The organism is Caballeronia sp. dw_19, from assembly GCF_018449515.1.
Lineage (GTDB): Bacteria > Pseudomonadota > Gammaproteobacteria > Burkholderiales > Burkholderiaceae > Caballeronia.
On record NZ_JAAVUQ010000006.1, the window covers coordinates 195,764 to 214,431 of the forward strand.

Below are 18,668 nucleotides of genomic sequence, written 5' to 3' on the forward strand. Positions count from 1 at the left end.
GCTTAGTTCCAGGAGTGCCGCGCGGGCAGCACATCGTTGAGATAGTAGTTGCCGATCAGGTGCGACTTCCAGCGCACCGGGTCATGAAGCGTGTGAGTACGCGCGTTGCGCCAATGACGATCCAGGTTATGGGCCGCGCGCGTGGCCGAGGAGCCGGCCAGCTCGAACAGTTTTTCACTGGCCTCGAGCGCAATGCGCGTGGTTAATACCTTGGCTTCGGCAACCGCCACCGAAGCGCGTGCGCTGAGCTCGGCGTCAAGCGTTCCTGAGGAGGCGATCGCATCCAGGGTACGGCCGGTCTCAAGCAGGACTTCGTGGGCGGCATGGAGGTCGATTTGCAGGCGGCCGACATCAGCGATGATGTACGGATCATCCACAGCATGCTCCAGCCCCGAATCGATCCACGGCCGGGCGCGTTCACGCACGAAAGTCATGGCATCAGCCACTGCCGCTTCGGCGATGCCCTGGTCGATCGCGGCCTGAATCAGTTGCGAAGTCGGACCGTATAGTCCGGGACGATCGGCGAGTTGCCAGATTGGAAGCACGTCTTGCGGGTCGATTGCGACCTGATCGAACACCACGCTGCCGCTGGCCGTGGTGCGTTGACCGAACGAACTCCAGTCGTCGATCACGCTGAGTCCCGGCGCGTCGCGAGGTACCCAGACCTGGACCGCGCGGCCCTCGTCGTCTGTCGCTCGAGTCGGCACGCGGTGCGCGAACAATGCACCCGTGGAGTAAAACCGGCGGCCGTCGAGGCGCAATCCATCGGGGGTCGTGCGCAGACGCGTGGTGCCCTGGAGGATGGTCGAGGACTCGGCTGAGCGGCGCTCCGGTCCGGCATTGCCCAGCCGTCGTCCAGCCAAGACCTCGTTGTACAGGCGCAGCTTCTGAGCGGGCGTGCCGATCTCGCGCAATACGCCCAGCACACCGAAATGATTCTGCGGAATCTGTCCCAACGCCGGATCGGCCGCGCATAGTATGACAAATACCTCGGCGAGGGTCGCAAGCGACACGTCGGCACCACCGTATTCGCGCGGTACCGTGATGGTGCCGAGCCCGCTTTCGGACCAGAGATCGAGTTCGGCCCAGGGTAACAAGCGTTCCCGATCCCGGTTCGCGGCGCCGGGCGCGAATTCATCGGCCAGACGGCGAGCCGCGTCCAGCGCGTGTGCGTCGTTTGAAATACCTTGGACGCGGTCCGGATCGGGAAGTTTGGGCAAGCGCAATTCAGCGCCTGCGATAGTACTCGTCGACATGATTGTTCCAGAGGGAAAGGTTGCTCGCAGGCTTTCGATATTTTGGAAATCGCAAAGCGCTACTGCCGAACACCGGAGCGGTGCGGCCACCGCGAAGGGTAGTCACCGAAACGGATCCTTATCCTCAATTGGAACAGTGCCAATCTCACGGGCCTACTATCAAAATGGAAGTTGCTTATCAGCAATCGAGATTAGCCCGGCGCGAACACCAAGATGGCGTTTTCACGAAGCGTGGCGCCCTGACGTAAATTTCCTTTGGGGACGTCGAAAGCGCGCGAGCTTCTCAAGCGTCACAATCGACGCGGTGACCTCGCCGCGTTGGATAGAGGATAGACAGGCTTTCCCGGTGACGTGACGGACAAGCGTCACGGCTCATCCCGCCAGTCGCTCAAGGGAATTTCGGGGATAAAAACGAACAGATCCGCGACGTAGCCCATGTCAAAATAGCCCGCACGTGCGTACGCAGCGATGCACTCCAGCCGCTCCGAAGCGTGCAGTGCCGGCCCAACCTCCTGCTGTCCCGCCTTACTCGCACAGGCCGCTGCAGCAGGCCTTGACGGCCCGCGTCGCAGGATATTTCTGAGCCTTGCCCAAAGCCCAGTCTTCACGGCAAATTCCTTGTCCGGTGCCATGTGCTGCCCTCCGCTCATCCTGTAATCCCCGGCCGGCTACCGCACGGCGCGCTCGGCACCGCCGTCGCTTCGCGCGCAACACGGGAGAGGGTGGCGAGTAAGACGATTTAATCGTAGAACGCATGTCATGCGTCGCCAACGAACAATGCCTGCTTTGCTTATGGCTGTGCCGCGATTGAGGCCTGCTGGGCGGCTCAAGCTGCGGGTTGCATAACGAACCAGGCCACTAAAGACACAGGGACTTGAAGACTCTTCGATAGGCATTGCCCCACTGATCAGACCATCGGGCAATCGCAGCACGGACGAAAACACACCCGATTCTTAGCAAAGCAGAATTGCTTGCTTTGCGCCAGAATTTGATTCGCTTATCTTCGCGTCGGCTTCCTGAAAGAGTGGGCGTCAAAAGACTACAAAGGCTCGTGGCGCTGCTGCGACTAAAGCAAATTACGTGGAGATTGAGATGAATTGGGTTCGTGGCATTTGTGCTTTCCTGCTCGTACCGGTCGTGGCGGTGTCTGCATACGCGGCAGATCCCGCGAAAAACGAGATCCGCTTTGGCGCGACAGCGGGTCCTTATGCCGACCAGATTCGCTATGGCATAAAACCGGTGCTGGAGAAGGAAGGCTATAAGGTCACGATCATCGAATTCACCGACTATGTACAGCCCAATCTCGCCCTGGCGGACGGAGCGCTCGACGCCAATGCGTTTCAGCATGAGATTTACCTGAAGAAATTCTCCGATGATCATAATCTCAAGCTCTCCGAACTGATCAAGGTCCCGACCGCACCGATCGGCGCCTACAGCCACAGATTCAAAAGTCTTGCGGACGTGAAGGACGGCGCGACCGTATCGTTGCCCAATGATGTCACTAACCAGGCGCGTGCAATCGTGCTGCTTGAACAGATCGGCTGGGTCACGCTCAAACCGGGGACCAATCCGGTCACGTCATCCGAGCGAGACATAGCCACCAACCCGCATAAGCTCAAGCTGCTGCCACTTGACGCCGCGCAATTGCCCCGCTCCCTCGACGACGTAGATTACGCGTTCATCAATGGAAATTTCGCGCTGGCCGCCGGGCTGAAGCTTACCGACGCGTTGTTGCTCGAAAAGATTCCGCCTCACTACCTCAACCTCGTCGCCGTGCGTAGTAGCGACCTCGAAAAGCCGTACGTTCAGGACATCGCCAACGCTTACAAGTCTCCCGAGTTCAGGCGCGTGGTCGACGAGCGATTCAAGGGATTCACGCGCCCCGACTACCTGCGCTAAGTGCTCGCCTGAAGATTTAAAAATCTTAAATCGCCCGGCAGTCGTCCTTTTTTCGGTACTTGGCAACGCGCTGAAAGTGATGAATATCTGCCGATAGCTCGTCGAGTATCTGCTTGGCATTCAATATTTTCAAATAAGCCGCCCTTGCGCAGCTTTCCTCAAATACTTACACCTCCTCGCGATAACGACATTCCGATTTGTTGGTTCACCTTCGCCTTTTCCGCTGATAGTGTATGCGGCCTCCAGGGAAGCACTCCTCACGCGAATCATTCGAACACGCAGTCACACAGAGGGAATAACGGTGTCCATACAGTTGAAAACGTCCGCATGGGGCATGCTCGGGCGTAGCGTGATGATCGTCGCCCTGCTAAGTCAGGGAATATTGGCTCATGCACAAACTCCCAAACGCGGAGGCACGCTGACCGTCATCGCGCAGCCCGAGCCTGTCATCCTGACGGCAGCGCTAAGCACATCGTCACCCACCGGAACCTTCAGTACCAATGTATTCGATGGCTTGATCGAATACGACAACGACTTTCACCTGAAACCCGGCCTCGCGGAAAAATGGGACCTGTCGAAAGACGGCAAGACCCTGACGCTCAATCTGCGTCACGGAGTGAAGTGGCATGACGGCCAGCCATTCACATCCGCTGACGTCAAATGGACCCTTGAGAACGTCTGGAAAAAATACCATCCGCGTAACCAGGCTCTGTTTGCGAACGCAAATCAGGTCGATACCCCAGACGACTACACCGTCGTCATCCACTTCTCCAAACCTTCGCTCGCGGTACTGAGTTCGCTCAACAGCAATGGCGCACAAGTGCTTCCAAAGCACTTGTATGAAGGCACGGACATTCTCAACAATCCGTACAACAACAAGCCGGTTGGTACGGGTCCGTTCATCTTCAAGCAATGGGTGAAGGGCAACTACATCCTGCTCGAACGTAATCCGGACTACTGGGACAAGGGCAAGCCCTATCTGGATAAAGTGATTTATCGCGTGATTCCGGACGGCGGCGCGCGCACCGCCGCGCTTGAAAAGGGAGACGTGCAATATGCGTCGTTGAGCCCGGTGCCTGCCCGTGATGCGCAACGTCTGGCGAAGCTGCCCACCCTGCGCATCCAGACCAAGGGCTACGAATGGCTCTCACCCTGGCTGTTCCTCGATACCAATGTCGAGCGTCCCTACCTGAAGGACGTGCGGGTACGCGAAGCACTCTACCGTGCGATCGATCGCGATGCGTACATCCGCGTGGTCTGGTCCGGATTCGGCAAAGCGGCAGTCAGCCCAGTGGTCTCCACGTTGACGGAGTTCTTCGAACCAAACGTGCCGAAGTATCCGTATGACGTGAAGCAGGCTAACGCGTTGCTCGATGCAGCGGGTTACAAGGCCGGTCCGGACGGTACGCGCTTCAAGATCGTTATCGACTATCTGCCTTATGGCGACGAGTTTCGACGCAGCGCCGAGTTCATCAAGCAGGCGTTCAAGAAAGTCGGCGTGGATGCGGAGATTCGTAACCAGGACGTTCCCACCTACACGCACCGAATTTACGGCGACCGCGATTTCGATGTGACAATCCAGTGGTATGCGGGCTTTTCAGACCCGCAAGTCGGGGTAACGCGTAATTACCAGTCGGACAGCATCGGCAAGAATATTCCTTTCAGCAACGGTCCGGGCTATCGCAACGCGAAGGTCGACCAGCTGATTCGCGATGCCCAGGGTTCCGGCGACCAAGCTGAGCGCGTGAAGCTGTTCAAGGAGTTCCAGCGTCAGGTTCAAACCGATCTGCCTTCGTTGCCGCTGCTCGAAATGCACTTCTTCACGCTCGAAGCATCCGATCTCCACGATACAGTGAGCGGTGTCGACCAGGTGTACGGCTCGTTCAAGAACTTCTGGTACACCGATCCTTCAAAACATGAGTGACTCTGACGCGACTCGCCCATCGCGGTTTCATTCCTCGATTGTGTCGAGATGGCTCAGGAAGCTGTGGCAGCTCGCCGGTATCGTTCTCGGTGTGGCGATCGTCAACTTCTTTTTGTTACGCCTCGCGCCGGGTGACGCGGTTCAGGTCATCGCCGGTGAGGCCGGATCGGCATCGCCTGAATACATTGCCGCCTTGAGGCAGCAATTCGGCCTCGACCAGCCGCTCTATGTTCAGTTCGCCAAGTACCTCGGCCACCTGGCGCACTTCGACCTGGGCTATTCGTATCGACAAGGTATGTCGGTCGCGCATCTGATAGGCACCCGGCTGCCGGCCACGTTGCTGCTGATGGGCAGCGCCGTGCTGCTGGCCGCCGTGATCGGCGTCACGCTGGGCGCTCTGGCCGCTTACCACGCGGGTCGCTTCGTCGATATATTGGTGTCCACGCTCGCATTGCTGTGCTTCGCGACGCCTCTGTTCTGGGTCGGCATGATGCTGGTCGTTGTATTTTCCGTCTGGCTCGACTGGCTGCCGGTCGACGGCATGGCAACGGTCTCGTCGGGGTTGACCGGCCTCGCCTACCTGGTCGACGTTCTCCATCATCTGATTCTTCCGAGCATCACGCTTGCGCTCTTCTACGTGGCGATTTATACCCGGCTGATCCGGGCAAGCGTGATCGACGTGAGACGGCAGGCTTACGTGAGGACAGCGGTTGCGCGCGGTGTACGGCCGGCGCGGCTGTTTCGCGTGCATGTCCTGAGAAACGCGCTGATTCCATTCGTCACAATGCTCGGCATGCAGATCGGCTCGATCATCGGCGGCGCGGTGGTCGTTGAGACCGTGTTCTCGTGGCCGGGCCTTGGAAGGCTCGCTTTTGACGCGCTGGTACAGCGCGACTTGAACGTGCTCCTCGGCATTCTCCTGTGCAGTTCCATCCTGGTCGTCCTGATCAACTGGGCCACTGATTTCGTCAATCGTCGACTTGACCCCCGGATCGCGAAAGACTGACATGTCCAGCTCAATCGAACCAATCACCCCTCGCCCTGCCGCGGTTTCATACGAACGGCGTTCGTGGTTGATGCGCCTGCTGCGCTCGCCGTCCTGCGTGATCGGTGGTGGCCTGCTGCTGGCCATTCTTGTCATGGCGGCGACAGCAGGTTGGCTTTGCCCTGGCGATCCGCTCGAACTCGTGGCCGAGCCCTTTTTGCGTCCCGGGCAGGATCCCGCGTACCTGCTCGGCACCGATATGCTCGGGCGCAATATTCTTGCGGGCATTGTCCACGGCTCACGGGCTTCGCTCTTGATCGCGAGTGTCGCGACCCTGATCGCAGCGGCGCTCGGCATCGCGGGGGGACTAGCGGGCGGTTATTTTGGCGGGCGCGTCGACCGCGAGATCAGCCGCATCACCGTGTTTTTCCAGACCATGCCCCCTTTCCTGTTCGCGCTCGCCATCGTGGCTATCGTGCGGCCCTCCGTGGCGACCATTGCGATCGCGATCGGTATCACGTCATGGCCGAATCTCGCGCGCCTCGTCAGGTCCGAGGCGCAGAAGCTGCGTCATAGCGAGATGGTTCAGGCGAGCATTGCGCTCGGCGCGAGCGACTGGCGCATCATCATCCGCGATATCCTTCCGAATACGCTCACGCCAATATTGGTGTCGACATCGCTGCTGGTCGCAACCGCGATCCTCACCGAATCCGCCCTGGCGTTCCTGGGACTCGGCGATCCGAACGTGGCGAGTTGGGGCAATATGGTGGGCTCGGGGCGCGAAGTGTTGCGCACGGACTGGTATATCGCCACGCTTCCCGGACTGGCTATCGTGGTAACAGTGCTGGCGCTCAATCTTCTTAGCGACGGGCTGGCGAAAGTACTCGACCCGCGCGGAAACGACTAATGGCAACGACCGATTTTCTGAGGATACTGACATGAGCCGCATCGACAACATCGGCAAACAAGGACTTGAAGGACGCGCGCTCGAAGTGTTCGAGATTGTCGAGCGTGACTACGGTGCATTCGGCAACATGCTTGGCGTGCTCGCCCATCGTCCGGCGTCCATCGAGCATATTTATGGACTGCTGCAGTCGGCCAAAGACGCACTGATTACGCGACGGCACCTGGAAATCGTGCTCGTGACGGCGTCGCGCGAAAATCAGTGCCAATACTGCGTCTCGCATCACGCGCCGAAACTGGGCGCGCTGGGTATCGACACCCATACTGTCGAGAACATTCTCGACCTCAACGTACCCGGGCTCGATCCGGTGGAACGGCTGGTTCGCGACTATGCGTCAGCAGTCACGCGGCAGCGCGTGACGGACCGGCTGGTCGAACGCCTGCGCGAGCACTTTTCTCAAGAACAGGTCGTCGAGCTAACCTTGCGGGCTTCACTCTACGCATTCTTCGCACGATTCAATGAAGCGCTGGAAATTGAAGTGGAAGAAGATGTGGCAGGCGCTCCTGCTCACTGAGTTGATCAAACAATGACGCCGTCCCGCGCGCGCTCCAATGCGCGCCGATGCCCGGGCGCCGAGGCGATCAGGGAACGCGTGTAGGCGTGCGCGGGGCGGGACCAGATAGCATCGTGGTCGCCGCTTTCTACAATGCGGCCAGCTTGCATGACCAGCACCCGGTCCGCTATATACCGAACCACGGCAAGATCATGCGAGATGAACAACATCGACAGATTGAACTCGGCTTTCAGGTCGACCAGCAGGTTCAGTATTTGCGCCTGAATCGATACATCGAGTGCCGACACGGGTTCGTCACAAATAAGCATGGCCGGCTTTAGCACCAGCGCTCTTGCAATGCCAATGCGCTGCCGCTGGCCACCCGAAAATTCATGCGGATAGCGGTGCCGCGCGTCGGCCGGCAATCCAACGGCATCGAGTATCTGGTTTATTCTTGCCCGTCTTTCACCCTTGGACAGGCCGCCCTGCACGGTCAACGCAAACTGCAAGATCTGATCTACCGTTTGCCGAGGATTCAGCGATGCAAACGGATCCTGGAAGATCATCTGCAAGTGCCGCCTGTGGGGCAGCAGCGCTTTGCGCGACAGGCTCGAGATATCCTGTCCGTTCAACAGAATGCGACCGGATGCGGAATCGACGAGCCGCATGATCGTGCGCGACAGCGAGGTTTTTCCGCAACCTGATTCGCCCACGAGCCCCACCGTCTCCGCGCGGTTGACCGTGAGGCTGACATCACGGACAGCGTGCCGCGGACCCTCGGCGGTCTGGTAGATTGTGTTCACATGGTCGACGACAAGCACGGGCGTTGCATCGGCGGAACTCACCTGGTTTTCAGGCTTTGCAGACGGCGTTTCGAGTGAGAATGCCAGTTCGCCTTCCGGCGTCTCTTTCACTCGCACCTCCGCGAGCCGCGACGTCCGGTAATGGCGATCCGCCCCAAGGTGCAGCGACGCGCCCAGCAAGCCGCGCGAGTAGGCATGCCTCGGCTTCGCTGTAAACGCCCGCGTGGTTTGCTGCTCCATCTCGCGGCCGCGGTACATCACGACCACGCGATCCGCCCAGTCCGCGACCACACCAAGATCATGAGTGATCAGCAGCAAGCCCATCGACAAATCGCGTCGCAGCCTGTCCAGCAGCGCCAGGATGTCGGCCTGGATAGTGACATCCAGCGCCGTGGTGGGTTCATCGGCAACGAGCAACTTAGGCTCGCATGCGATTGCGGCGGCGATCATCACGCGTTGACGCTGACCGCCGGAAAACTGATGAGGGTAGTCGTCTATGCGCCTCGCGGGCTCGGCAATCTGCACGAGATCGAGAAGTTCGAGCGTCCGCGCGCGAGCGGCCCGCCTGGACATTCCGAGGTGCAGCCGCAATGCCTCGCCAATCTGATCGCCAATCTTCAGGACCGGGTTGAGGGAGGTCGTCGGCTCCTGGAAGATCATCGATATCCGATGACCTCGTATGGCGCTCAAGCGCGACTCCGATAGGGCCAGCAGGTCGACGCCATCGAAATGCACTTCACCGTGGACGCGGGCTGCGGGAGGAAGCAGGCGCAGTAACGCCATTGCCGTCGTGGATTTTCCACAGCCAGACTCGCCGACCAATGCGAGGACCTCCCCTGCTTCAATGTGCAAGTCGAGAGCGGTGACCGCGCGATGCGTGCCGTAGGACACGTTGAGGTTACGAACGTCCAGAAGACGCGGTGTGACAGCAGGAGGCATTGATGAAGGGCGGCGGATAAGAAGGTGCGAAGGTGTGATCCGGCTTTCGCGGACGTTCGAAAATAGCAGAACCGTACCGTCCAGCAAACCAACAATGTCAGCTATCAATTGGCATTTTCCTGTGCTTGGCACAAGTGCGTTTCGTATGCAGCGCCTCCCATAACACGTGCAGATATAAGCAAATCGTCCATCACGATTTGCGATCGGATTGACGAGCCCTAAACTTCATCCTTTCACTTTTCGCGAAACCATCCTGTGACCAGACCGATCCGGCTCAATGCCTTCCTGATGAACTGCGTCGGACATCTTGCGCCGGGGCAATGGACCGCCGCGGGAGATCGCGCCGTCGATTATCTAAGCCCGGTGTACTGGACCGACCTCGCGCGTCTGTTGGAGCAAGGACTTTTCGAAGGGGTATTCCTGGGCGATGTCCTCGGCGCCTACGACGTTTACGGCTCGAGCGCCGATGCAGCACTGCGTCACGCGGCGCAGGTTCCGATGAACGATCCACTGGCCGTCATTCCGCTCATGTCCCAGGTAACGGAGCATCTGTGCTTCGGGGTGACGTGTTCGCTTTCTTATGAGCATCCGTACACTTTTGCCCGCCGCATGAGCACGCTGGATCACTTGACGAACGGGCGCATCGGCTGGAACATCGTCACAGGTTATCTGGACAGCGCCGCCCGCAATATCGGCCTCGACCAGCAGTTGTCCCATGACGAACGATACGATCTCGCCGACGAATACATGGAGGTCTGCTACAAACTGTGGGAAGGGAGCTGGGAAGACGGGGCGGTGGTGCGCGACCGCGAGCGCGGCATCTATACCGATCCCTCGAAGGTACATGGAATCGCTCACGAGGGCCGTTACTTCAAGGTGCCCGGCTTCCATATGTGCGAGCCCTCAGTGCAACGCACGCCGGTGCTGTTTCAGGCAGGCAGCTCTGGTCGCGGCAAGCAATTCGCCGCGCAACACGCCGAATGCGTATTCGTCGCAGCACCAACGCGTGGCATCGTAAAGCGCAACGTGGCGGATATCCGCGCGGCAGCGAGCGCAAATGGTCGCGACGCCAACAAGCAAGTGCTGATCTTCGCGATGTTCACGGTTGTGCTTGGCCGCACGCAGGAAGAGGCGCTTGCCAAGTTTCAGGAATACCAGCGGCACGCGAGCACCGAAGGCGCGGCTGCGCTGCTGTCAGGATGGACCGGAATCGACCTATCGACTTATCAACCGGAAGACGAGCTAACTTACGTTGACACCAACGCCGGCCGTTCCGCACTCGCTTCGTTTTCATCGGCGGATCCGTCGCGGGTATGGACCGTCGCTGAAGCCGTTGAGTACGTGTCCATAGGCGGACGTGGACCTGTCATTGCTGGAACGCCGCAACAGGTCGCCGACGAGATGCAGGCCTGGATGGACGAGACTGATCTTGACGGTTTTAACCTAACCTATGTCTCGGCGCACCGCACCTTTCAGGACGTAGTGGAGTTACTCGTGCCTGAGTTGCAACGGCGCGGCGTTTATCGGGAGCACTACGAGCAAGGGTCCTATCGGGAAAAGTTGTTCGAGACTGAAGCGCGCCTGCCTACGAATCATCCTGGCGCTCAGCATAGAAAAGTCACTACGCCCCAGTCTTGAATACCGGCCCTATCCGGAATGTCCGAGCACCATCGCTAGCGCATGCTTCAGCGAATCCGGGACTGTACGTTGCTGACGAATTCCCTTTGTCCCGTCGCCGTCTCACCCGCATTTTTCGTGGGTCAACAGGCGAAAGAACCGGCGACTATCAAACGCGGCAGCATGTTGCACGTGCAGCAGAACTTCCAGGCGTGTCAGGCACCCCGGGCGCTGGCTGCATCGATGGCGGTCGGCGTCGTGTCCGCCTCCTGTCTGGCCCGGCTTTTTATCAAGCGCGGCCAGCCGCTTCCAAAAAGTTTCAAGCCTTGGCGCCCACCGCCCTTTACGCTTGGTGCACCAGTGGGGTAAATCGCAGCAAAACTGTTGTGGTGTGCAGTCGTCGGGCTCGGCTGTGAACCCGACGTACTCGTGCAAGATGCAAAAGCAGCGCGGTAAGGCAGCCGCCGGATGCATCATCAAGCACGTGCCCCAGCACCCGGCCTCCAGGCCCTTGATCAGTTCTGAAGCAGACTCAGGTAATTGCCGCTCGGATACGCGGTGTTCAGCCACGTCGCCAAGCGGTTTACCTGGGTTTTATCAATTCCCTCCCCTTGCATCAGGGGGATCTGGTTCCACGTCCAGGTGGGAAAATTCTCGACCGTGCCACCGGACAATGTCCCGTGAACATAGTCGATCGCGCATAAGCTCCTCATGCTCCAATAGCAGGTCGTCTCGCCAGGCACAGCATTCGTCTGCCCTTCGCGCTGCCACGAGTTAATGTTGAAGCTGGTTGTGGTATCCATCCAGTTCGACAGGAACGCGCCGACAACCGCCTGCTCCGTCGCCAGGCTCGTGCCTTTCCAAACACCGGTCTGGCCGCCATTCCATACATCGAGAGGACTGGAATCGCGAATCGTCCAGCCACGGTCGACGTTGGTGACTCCCACGCCGTTATCCATTTCCTGGGCGCCCTTCAAGACATACAGGAAGTTCCTGATCGGCTCGGCCCTGCCGCTGCTCTGATACAGGTTGTTGAGCAGGCCATACGCGTATTGCCAGTCCGTCGGCAAATGCACGTTGTGCGCGCCCGATCCAGGGTTCAGCAGGATCTGCAGGTAATACCATTGATTGGCCTTCACATAGTGGCCAACGGCACTGCCGAACATGCTGTTATTGGGCGGAAAATTTTGTATATGCGGGGAGACATTGAATATGAATCGCCAATATCCGCACCAGCCCCGTGCTTCGGCTTTCGGCGCCTGCTCTTCATTAACCCATGCGACCGGGCAATTTGTCTCCAGCGAGTAGTCCTGGGCGAGTTCCCAGGACTTCAAAAGCTGCCATTGCACCGTCCCGTAGAGATTCTCTTGTTGAGGAATCGTATAACTTCCGGACACGCCCGCACTCGGCGGTGCGAAATCTTCGCCAAGTGCGACGCCCCAGTAATAAAGGTCGTTAAATATATCGCCCGTCTTGCCTTGAGCGTAGGGCGTCCCGCCCGTGGCAAGCTGGGTCTTCATATTGTATGTTCCGTTCCCGGTGCCCTCTCCCGCGTATAACTTGTTTAGATTGCTGTTGGTGAAATAGTCGCCCCACGCATCTTTCGGATGGATATGCGGGACCCAGTGATTCCAATCGGGCAACTGAAAACCAATGGGTATTTCCCTGATATTGATTTGCCCTTTGGTCGCTATGGCGACTTTATTTACGCCGCTGGGGAAGATCGCGGCGAGCGTGTCCAGGTCGTTCTCGGACACCGCATCTACGCCCGCTCCACATGTCCAGTCGCTGACTGGCGCACTGTCCAGGCCAGGGCCCGGTTGATAAGGCGGGTTCCACGGTCTGCAATTGACGCCCGGTGTTGGGTATCGGCTAGCCAGGCTGCGAATGTAGCTGGCAATCTGCACGCCTTGGTTTTGAGTCAAACCGTGGTATTCACTTCGAACAACAATGGAGTTATTCGAATAGTTGAACTTGAACAAGTCGCTTCCGCTGGCGGCGTGACAGTCCATGCAATGAGCCTTGAGTTGCTGGCCGGCGTTGATGGGCGAGTCTATCAGCGTAGCGCTTTGCCACAATGCCTGGCCCGCGCTGATATCACTCGCTCCCGGAAGCGGCGCGGTCCATTGGGTTGGATCGTCTTGAGTAAAGTTGGTGCTCGGGATTAAATTTTGCCCCGACACATCCTGCAAATTAAACGATAAAACCCGATAACCTGAACTGACGCCATCGGTTGTGTTGTATCGAAAATTAATAACGTTGCTGCCATTGACCGCGCCGGAGACAGGCACATTCAAGCTAATGGTGTCGTAGCCGCCTCCTATTCCGCCATACAATTTAGCATTACCAAGTACCGTGACATTTGCGTTGGTTAGATCGATCCAGGTCCCGCCATTGATCTGAACGGAACCTTTAGCGTCGTACGATAAATTGTTGACCTTCATGGTCAGGACTTTAGCCGACGCACCGGCTGGAATAGTAAGCGTCGTGCTCACGATCTTGCCGCTGGCGGCGCTCATCACTTCGAGAGGCATGATGATGGCGCCTGACGTTGATGTGCCGGCATTGGTGGGAGAGGTCTGCCCAAGGCTGGATCCGCCCGCTGCACCGCCCGACGATGCTGGAGACGAAGCAGGGTTACTTGAGTTGGCTGAACCCGACGAAGCGGCCGCCGGTGCGCTGGCAGAAGATGGGCTGCTTGCTGAGCCGGAAACGCCGTTGGGCTGACCCGACGTACCGGTGTCACCGCTCCCTCCGCCGCCTCCGCACGCGCTCAGGATGACGCTGCTGATCACAAGAAACATCGAAACTTTATCGAGTTTTATCATCGTTTATTTCGGTGTGGAAAGATAAAAACCCCCGGCCTGAAAAGGCGGGAGTCCAGCATTTTTAGGTACAGCGCTATTTCTGCAGAAGGCAGCGCCTTGCATGAAATGGCAGTGGTGTTGCTGGCATAAACCTGGACAGGGGCGCGCCCACTACTCGGCGCAAGTTCGTCGGGCGGGTAATGTTTTTCGCTCGAGACGGCCCCATACCGGCGCGCTGTGCGGGTTTCATCAGAACGGGCAATGTCGCTAAGCCGACTGCGAATCCAATTAAGCTCGTATCGAGGAGCTTATGAAAATTGCTGGATATATTGTCTGAAGAATTAATCGGGTGACGCCTGATTTTGAATTGTGACTTCGGCTCACCGAGCTTGAGCATTCGTTTTCGTCTCCACGCCACGCATTGTTTGGGTTCAATTCACCACTGCAGCATGCTTACGCATTAACGTGTGAAACATGTGAAAACGCGGATCTTAAAAGTCGCGTTTGTGCCATCGCCATGCGCTCGGTATGGGCGATGTCGACGATCAGCACTAGCTGACTGCTTCTACTCCAGAATGGTTTTTCAGTGCACCGCAGGCAAGCGATGCTAGATGACGGGATGATAAATGGTATTAGTGGTTTATCAAACAATTCATAATATTTTATCGAAAAATATAAAGGCGCTAATCGCTCTAGCTTAGCGCCGCGACGCACGCATGCCGAAGGCAAACCCTCCCCCGAGTTTGTGTCCCCGATCGACTCGGAATCAATCGCGCGTCTTGACCACTTGCGCGGGCCATACGATCTCCAGTTCCAGCGCAATTGAACGCGCCAGTCCTTCGAGGTCCGGGAAAAGCGATGCGTTCGTGATGTTCATCCTGTACAACGAACGCATGGCTTCGTCCCGTAAAGTCGATGGCAACACGATCTTGCGCAGCAGTTCGTCGCTGCAGGTGTATTGATCAAGGATCATGTCGAGCGGCTGATGCAGCAGGCCGGGCAACACGAACGTGCCCGCTTGCGCGATCAGCCGCTGATCCATTTCGGCGGGTTCGCCAAACCACATCACCGGGTTTTCGTCGCTAAGATAAAACCTTTCGAAATTTCCGGGCAAGCGTGGATCGATCATCTCTCGTATAAGATGCGGTGCCGAAACCGGGACTGCGCGATCCGTCCACAACGCAGGGGTGTTTACCGCGAAAACAGCTGCGTCAGTGACAGCGCGCTCAAGCGCAAAAAACGCGGCAACAAATGGCGACTTGGTGAAATCGAGCAGTCTGGTCGGCGCACCGTGGTGCTGCATCAGCCCGAGGCAACGCAGGTCGTCGGACAGCGCGCGGACATCGGAAAGATAGTTATGCGCCTTTCGCCTGAAGATGCGAATGGCGCGCTGCTCCTGAATCCGCCACGCCGAGCGGTCAGGCACGAATGCGGACAGGTAGCGCGATAACGAACTTTGCAACGGCCATCGCGCGTCTTGCTGACCGCGAAACGCCCAGCCATCGAGTTCTATGGTGAGACTCATGAACTCCTGCCAGTTCGACACAATAATGGTTTGCATTGTCACTTATCCAGAGTAGCACTCGCTGCTTACTGCCCGATCACAGGTCCGGGCGCGGTAGAAGCAGCCGACACAGCATCCCATAGGAGGAGATGCGGAAGAGACGCGCCGCAGGGTTCATGATCCAACTTTTGAGCGGGGCGCGCTGCCCAGACCTCCCAAAGCTGCAATCACACCCAGCTCGAAAACCTTTAACCGCGATGTCATATCATGTTTGCTTCGCGACCATCAATACCCCACAGGCAGATCGACATGACCGACAACGGCAACCCGCTGCTACAAGACTGGCAAACGCCCTACCAATTGCCGCCCTTCAAGCAGATCCAGTCCGAGCACTTCGCACCCGCATTCGCGGTGCTCTTCGAGCAGCATCTGGCGGAAATTGATGCACTTGCTGAAAATCAGGCCGCGCCCACATTCGACAACACCGTGGCCGCGTTCGATGCCGCCGGCGCCACGCTTGATCGTGTGCGGCTGACTTTCGAAAATCTATGCGCCTCCGAGTCACCGGCTGCGTTGCAGGCCGTGGAGCGCGAGATGGCGCCGCTGCTGGCCGCGCACGACAGCAAGGTGTCCATGCACGCTGGTTTCTTCGCGAGACTCGACGCTGTCCACCGGCAAGCTGCCGTGCTGGATCTTAACGAAGAGCAGCAGCGTCTGCTGCAACGCATGCATACCGATTTCGTCCGTACGGGGGCCACGCTGCAAGGCCTCGACCGCGAGCGTTTCGCGGCCATCGCCACGCGGCTCGCTGATCTGCAGACGCAATTCGCGCAGAACATACTCGCGGATGAATCCGGCTACCAGTTGCCGTTGACATCGGAAGCGGAACTGGCCGGGTTGCCTGATTTTCTGCGCCAGTCGGCACGTAGCGCCGCAAAAGAACGCGGTATAGAGGGCTACGTGATCACGTTATCTCGTTCGCTGGTGCAGCCCTTTCTTACGTGGTCCACCCGCCGCGATCTGCGCGAGACGGCATGGCGCGCCTGGACCAGCCGCGGAGAAAACCCTGCACGCGATAACCGGCCGATCGCTCGAGAAATACTGATGCTGCGGCAAGAACAAGCACGTTTGCTCGGCTACGAAAACTTCGCTGATTACGCGCTTGCCGATCGCATGGCGGGCAAGGCGTCTGCGGTCCATGCGCTGCTTAGTCAGGTATGGGAGCCGGCGAAGGCCAGCGTTGAACAGGAGCGGCAGGCACTGGCCGCGCAGGCTGCCGCGCTGGGCGAACCTACCGACATTGAACCGTGGGACTGGTATTACCTCGCCGAGAAGGTACGGGTTACCCGCTACGCACTCGACGATGCGCAAGTGAAACCGTACTTCAGTCTGGACGCTATGCTCGCCGCCATGTTCGATTGCGCGGAACGCCTGTTCGGCGTGCAGTTTGTCGAACAGACCGGCGTGCCGCTGTATCACCCGGACGTGCGCCTGTGGGAGGTGCGCCGCGGAGCTGAACAGGTGGGACTCTTCCTTGGCGACAACTATGCGCGGCCTAATAAACAGGGCGGCGCGTGGATGCACGTTTATCGCAAGCAAAGGCGTCATGGCGGCAAGGTGACGCCGATCGTGGTGAACAACAACAACTTCGCCCGCACCGACGATGGTCCGACGCTGCTGAGTTTCGATGACGTACGCACGCTGTTTCACGAGTTCGGCCACGGCCTGCATGGCTTGCTGTCCGATGTGAACTACGGTCGCCTGTCGGGTACCAATGTCCCGCAAGACTATGTGGAACTTCCTTCCCAGTTGATGGAAAACTGGGCCACGGTGCCGGAAGTGCTTGCGAAGCACGCGCGTCATGTAACGACTGGCGAGCCTATCCCGGCTGCGTTGATCGAGCGTATCCGAGCTTCCCAGACTTTCAACCAGGGGTTTCAGACAGTCGCCTATACATCGTCAGCTTTGATCGATATGGCGCTGCATCTGCGGAACGATCTTGATGGCATCGACATCGCCCGGTTCGAGATAGCTGAGCGGGAGCGTCTCGGCGTACCGCGCGAGGTCGGCATGCGCCATCGGCTGCCCCACTTTGGCCATATCTTCAGCGGCGGATATTACGCCGCCGGGTATTACGTCTATATGTGGGCGGAGGTCCTGGAAGCCGACGCGTTCGATGCATTCGAAGAAGCCGGCAACGCATTCGATCCCGCGCTGGCGGACAAGCTGCATCGATACGTGTACAGCGCTGGCGACAGCCGCGAACAAGGCTCGGCGTTCCGAGCTTTTCGTGGCCGCGATCCACGCGCCGAACCCATGTTGCGCAAACGCGGATTGCTTCGGACTGAGTGAAGCGGCCTTATTGGCGGGCCATGAGCGCATCGAATCAAAGTGACTGGCCCGATCCATCCTCGCCTATCTGTATAGGGCGCCTTGGCGGTCCGTGAAGCAATAATAACGGCTCGTCATTGGTCAGCACTATCAAGCCAGGGGGCACTCATGGACCGTCGCTATGTCACAGCCGATGTATTCACGGACGAAAAATTCAAAGGAAATCCGGTCGCTGTCGTGTTGGACGCTGAAGGTTTGTCGACAAACCAGATGCAGGCGATCACAGCAGAATTTGGGTATAGCGAAACCACATTTGTATTGCCGCCCCGCGATCCTGCCAACACGGCCTGGGTGAGAATCTTTACACCGAGCCGCGAAATTCCTTTCGCCGGACATCCGAACATCGGTACGGCGTTTGTGCTGGCTGCGAGAGCGGCATCGGGTCAGACGCCTCTGCGAGATCAACTCGTGTTTGAGGAGGCCGCGGGTCTGGTTCCGGTTACTCAACTGAAAGAAGACGGGAAGCTGGTCGGGGCTGAGCTCATTGCGCCAGAGCCGCTTGCCCGGCTGTCGCACGTGCCGCGGGAGCGCGTAGCAGCTTGTCTTTCCCTCGATCCCGCCGATATCCTGGTCGACGCTCACCCGCCACAGGTCGCCTCGGTCGGCCTCCCGTTCGTCGTTGTTGAACTTGCGTCCCGGGATGCACTGCGCCGGTGTACGCCGAACCTCGTCGCTTACAAAGGCTTGCTGCCCATTGACGGCGCTGTGTCCATCTACGCCTATACACGGGATGCAAGCCGCGACGCGACTAACGCTGACTGCGATCTGCAAGCCCGCATGTTCACGCCCCGCATGACGGAAGACCCGGCGACAGGCAGCGCAACGGCCGCCATGGCAGCGCTCGTCGCTCAGGTCCGGGGACAATCGGATCTGGTGCTGCGCGTGGGTCAAGGCGTAGACATGGGGCGGCCGAGCGTCTTGATCGCCAGCGTGGATACTGACAACGGCAAGACAAGAGTCCGCATTGGCGGCAAATGTGTCAGCGTGATGGAAGGATCGTTTTGGCTCGCTTCTTCTGAGCTGACCTGAGCGTGAGCAGCAGCGCGGCCAACGTCGGGCTTCGTAGCCTGCTTTGGCTACGCCTGC

Annotated in this window: 13 protein-coding genes; 8 read left to right on the forward strand and 5 right to left on the reverse strand. The window is 58.6% G+C overall.

Translation table 11 applies throughout. The annotated features are described in order from the left end of the window. Positions 1 to 2 precede the first annotated feature (2 nt). Both HB376_RS11105 and HB376_RS11110 read right to left on the reverse strand, forming a co-directional pair. Positions 3 to 1,256 carry an SfnB family sulfur acquisition oxidoreductase gene (locus tag HB376_RS11105; protein ID WP_213763704.1) on the reverse strand — a complete coding sequence of 418 codons (1,254 nt, stop codon included), beginning with the start codon at positions 1,254 to 1,256 and terminating at the stop codon, positions 3 to 5. A gap of 365 nt (positions 1,257 to 1,621) precedes the next feature. Then, entirely contained in the window at positions 1,622 to 1,888 is a 267-nt protein-coding gene (locus HB376_RS11110) for a hypothetical protein (protein WP_213763705.1), read from the reverse strand. Between the two features lie 460 nt (positions 1,889 to 2,348). On the opposite strand from HB376_RS11110, the gene HB376_RS11115 reads away from it, so the two are divergent. The 5 genes from HB376_RS11115 (at position 2,349) to HB376_RS11135 (ending at position 7,542) form a co-directional block, all read left to right on the forward strand. After that, positions 2,349 to 3,155: a MetQ/NlpA family ABC transporter substrate-binding protein gene (locus HB376_RS11115; RefSeq protein WP_213763706.1), complete on the forward strand. Its 807-nt coding sequence runs from the start codon at positions 2,349 to 2,351 to the stop codon at positions 3,153 to 3,155. 313 nt (positions 3,156 to 3,468) lie between these two features. Further along, positions 3,469 to 5,079: an ABC transporter substrate-binding protein gene (locus HB376_RS11120; RefSeq protein WP_346730476.1), complete on the forward strand. Its 1,611-nt coding sequence runs from the start codon at positions 3,469 to 3,471 to the stop codon at positions 5,077 to 5,079. Further along, positions 5,072 to 6,085 (forward strand): ABC transporter permease, encoded by a 1,014-nt coding sequence (locus tag HB376_RS11125; RefSeq protein WP_213763707.1) that lies wholly within the window; start codon positions 5,072 to 5,074, stop codon positions 6,083 to 6,085. Before HB376_RS11120 ends, HB376_RS11125 begins: the two co-directional genes overlap by 8 nt. A 70-nt stretch (positions 6,086 to 6,155) precedes the next feature. Next, positions 6,156 to 6,971 (forward strand): ABC transporter permease, encoded by an 816-nt coding sequence (locus tag HB376_RS11130; protein WP_255631291.1) that lies wholly within the window; start codon positions 6,156 to 6,158, stop codon positions 6,969 to 6,971. A 31-nt stretch (positions 6,972 to 7,002) separates the two neighbouring features. After that, positions 7,003 to 7,542: a carboxymuconolactone decarboxylase family protein gene (locus HB376_RS11135; protein WP_213763709.1), complete on the forward strand. Its 540-nt coding sequence runs from the start codon at positions 7,003 to 7,005 to the stop codon at positions 7,540 to 7,542. Positions 7,543 to 7,547: 5 nt separating this feature from the next. On the opposite strand, the gene HB376_RS11140 is transcribed toward HB376_RS11135, so the two are convergent. Then, positions 7,548 to 9,263, reverse strand: a complete 1,716-nt coding sequence (locus tag HB376_RS11140; RefSeq protein ID WP_213763856.1) for an ABC transporter ATP-binding protein — start codon at positions 9,261 to 9,263, stop codon at positions 7,548 to 7,550. A gap of 255 nt (positions 9,264 to 9,518) precedes the next feature. Between HB376_RS11140 and HB376_RS11145 the strand changes: the two genes are divergently transcribed. Then, on the forward strand, positions 9,519 to 10,901 hold the full coding sequence (locus tag HB376_RS11145; RefSeq protein ID WP_213763710.1) for an NtaA/DmoA family FMN-dependent monooxygenase: 1,383 nt from the start codon (positions 9,519 to 9,521) through the stop codon (positions 10,899 to 10,901). A gap of 494 nt (positions 10,902 to 11,395) precedes the next feature. On the opposite strand, the gene HB376_RS11150 is transcribed toward HB376_RS11145, so the two are convergent. Next, a complete protein-coding gene (locus HB376_RS11150; RefSeq protein WP_213763711.1) occupies positions 11,396 to 13,708 on the reverse strand; it encodes a hypothetical protein in 2,313 nt (770 codons plus the stop codon). A gap of 745 nt (positions 13,709 to 14,453) precedes the next feature. Continuing rightward, positions 14,454 to 15,248, reverse strand: a complete 795-nt coding sequence (locus HB376_RS11155) for an FRG domain-containing protein (protein ID WP_213763712.1) — start codon at positions 15,246 to 15,248, stop codon at positions 14,454 to 14,456. A gap of 252 nt (positions 15,249 to 15,500) precedes the next feature. On the opposite strand from HB376_RS11155, the gene HB376_RS11160 reads away from it, so the two are divergent. Then, positions 15,501 to 17,543 carry a M3 family metallopeptidase gene (locus tag HB376_RS11160; RefSeq protein WP_213763713.1) on the forward strand — a complete coding sequence of 681 codons (2,043 nt, stop codon included), beginning with the start codon at positions 15,501 to 15,503 and terminating at the stop codon, positions 17,541 to 17,543. A gap of 147 nt (positions 17,544 to 17,690) precedes the next feature. Then, positions 17,691 to 18,611: a PhzF family phenazine biosynthesis protein gene (locus HB376_RS11165; RefSeq protein WP_213763714.1), complete on the forward strand. Its 921-nt coding sequence runs from the start codon at positions 17,691 to 17,693 to the stop codon at positions 18,609 to 18,611. Positions 18,612 to 18,668 lie beyond the last annotated feature (57 nt).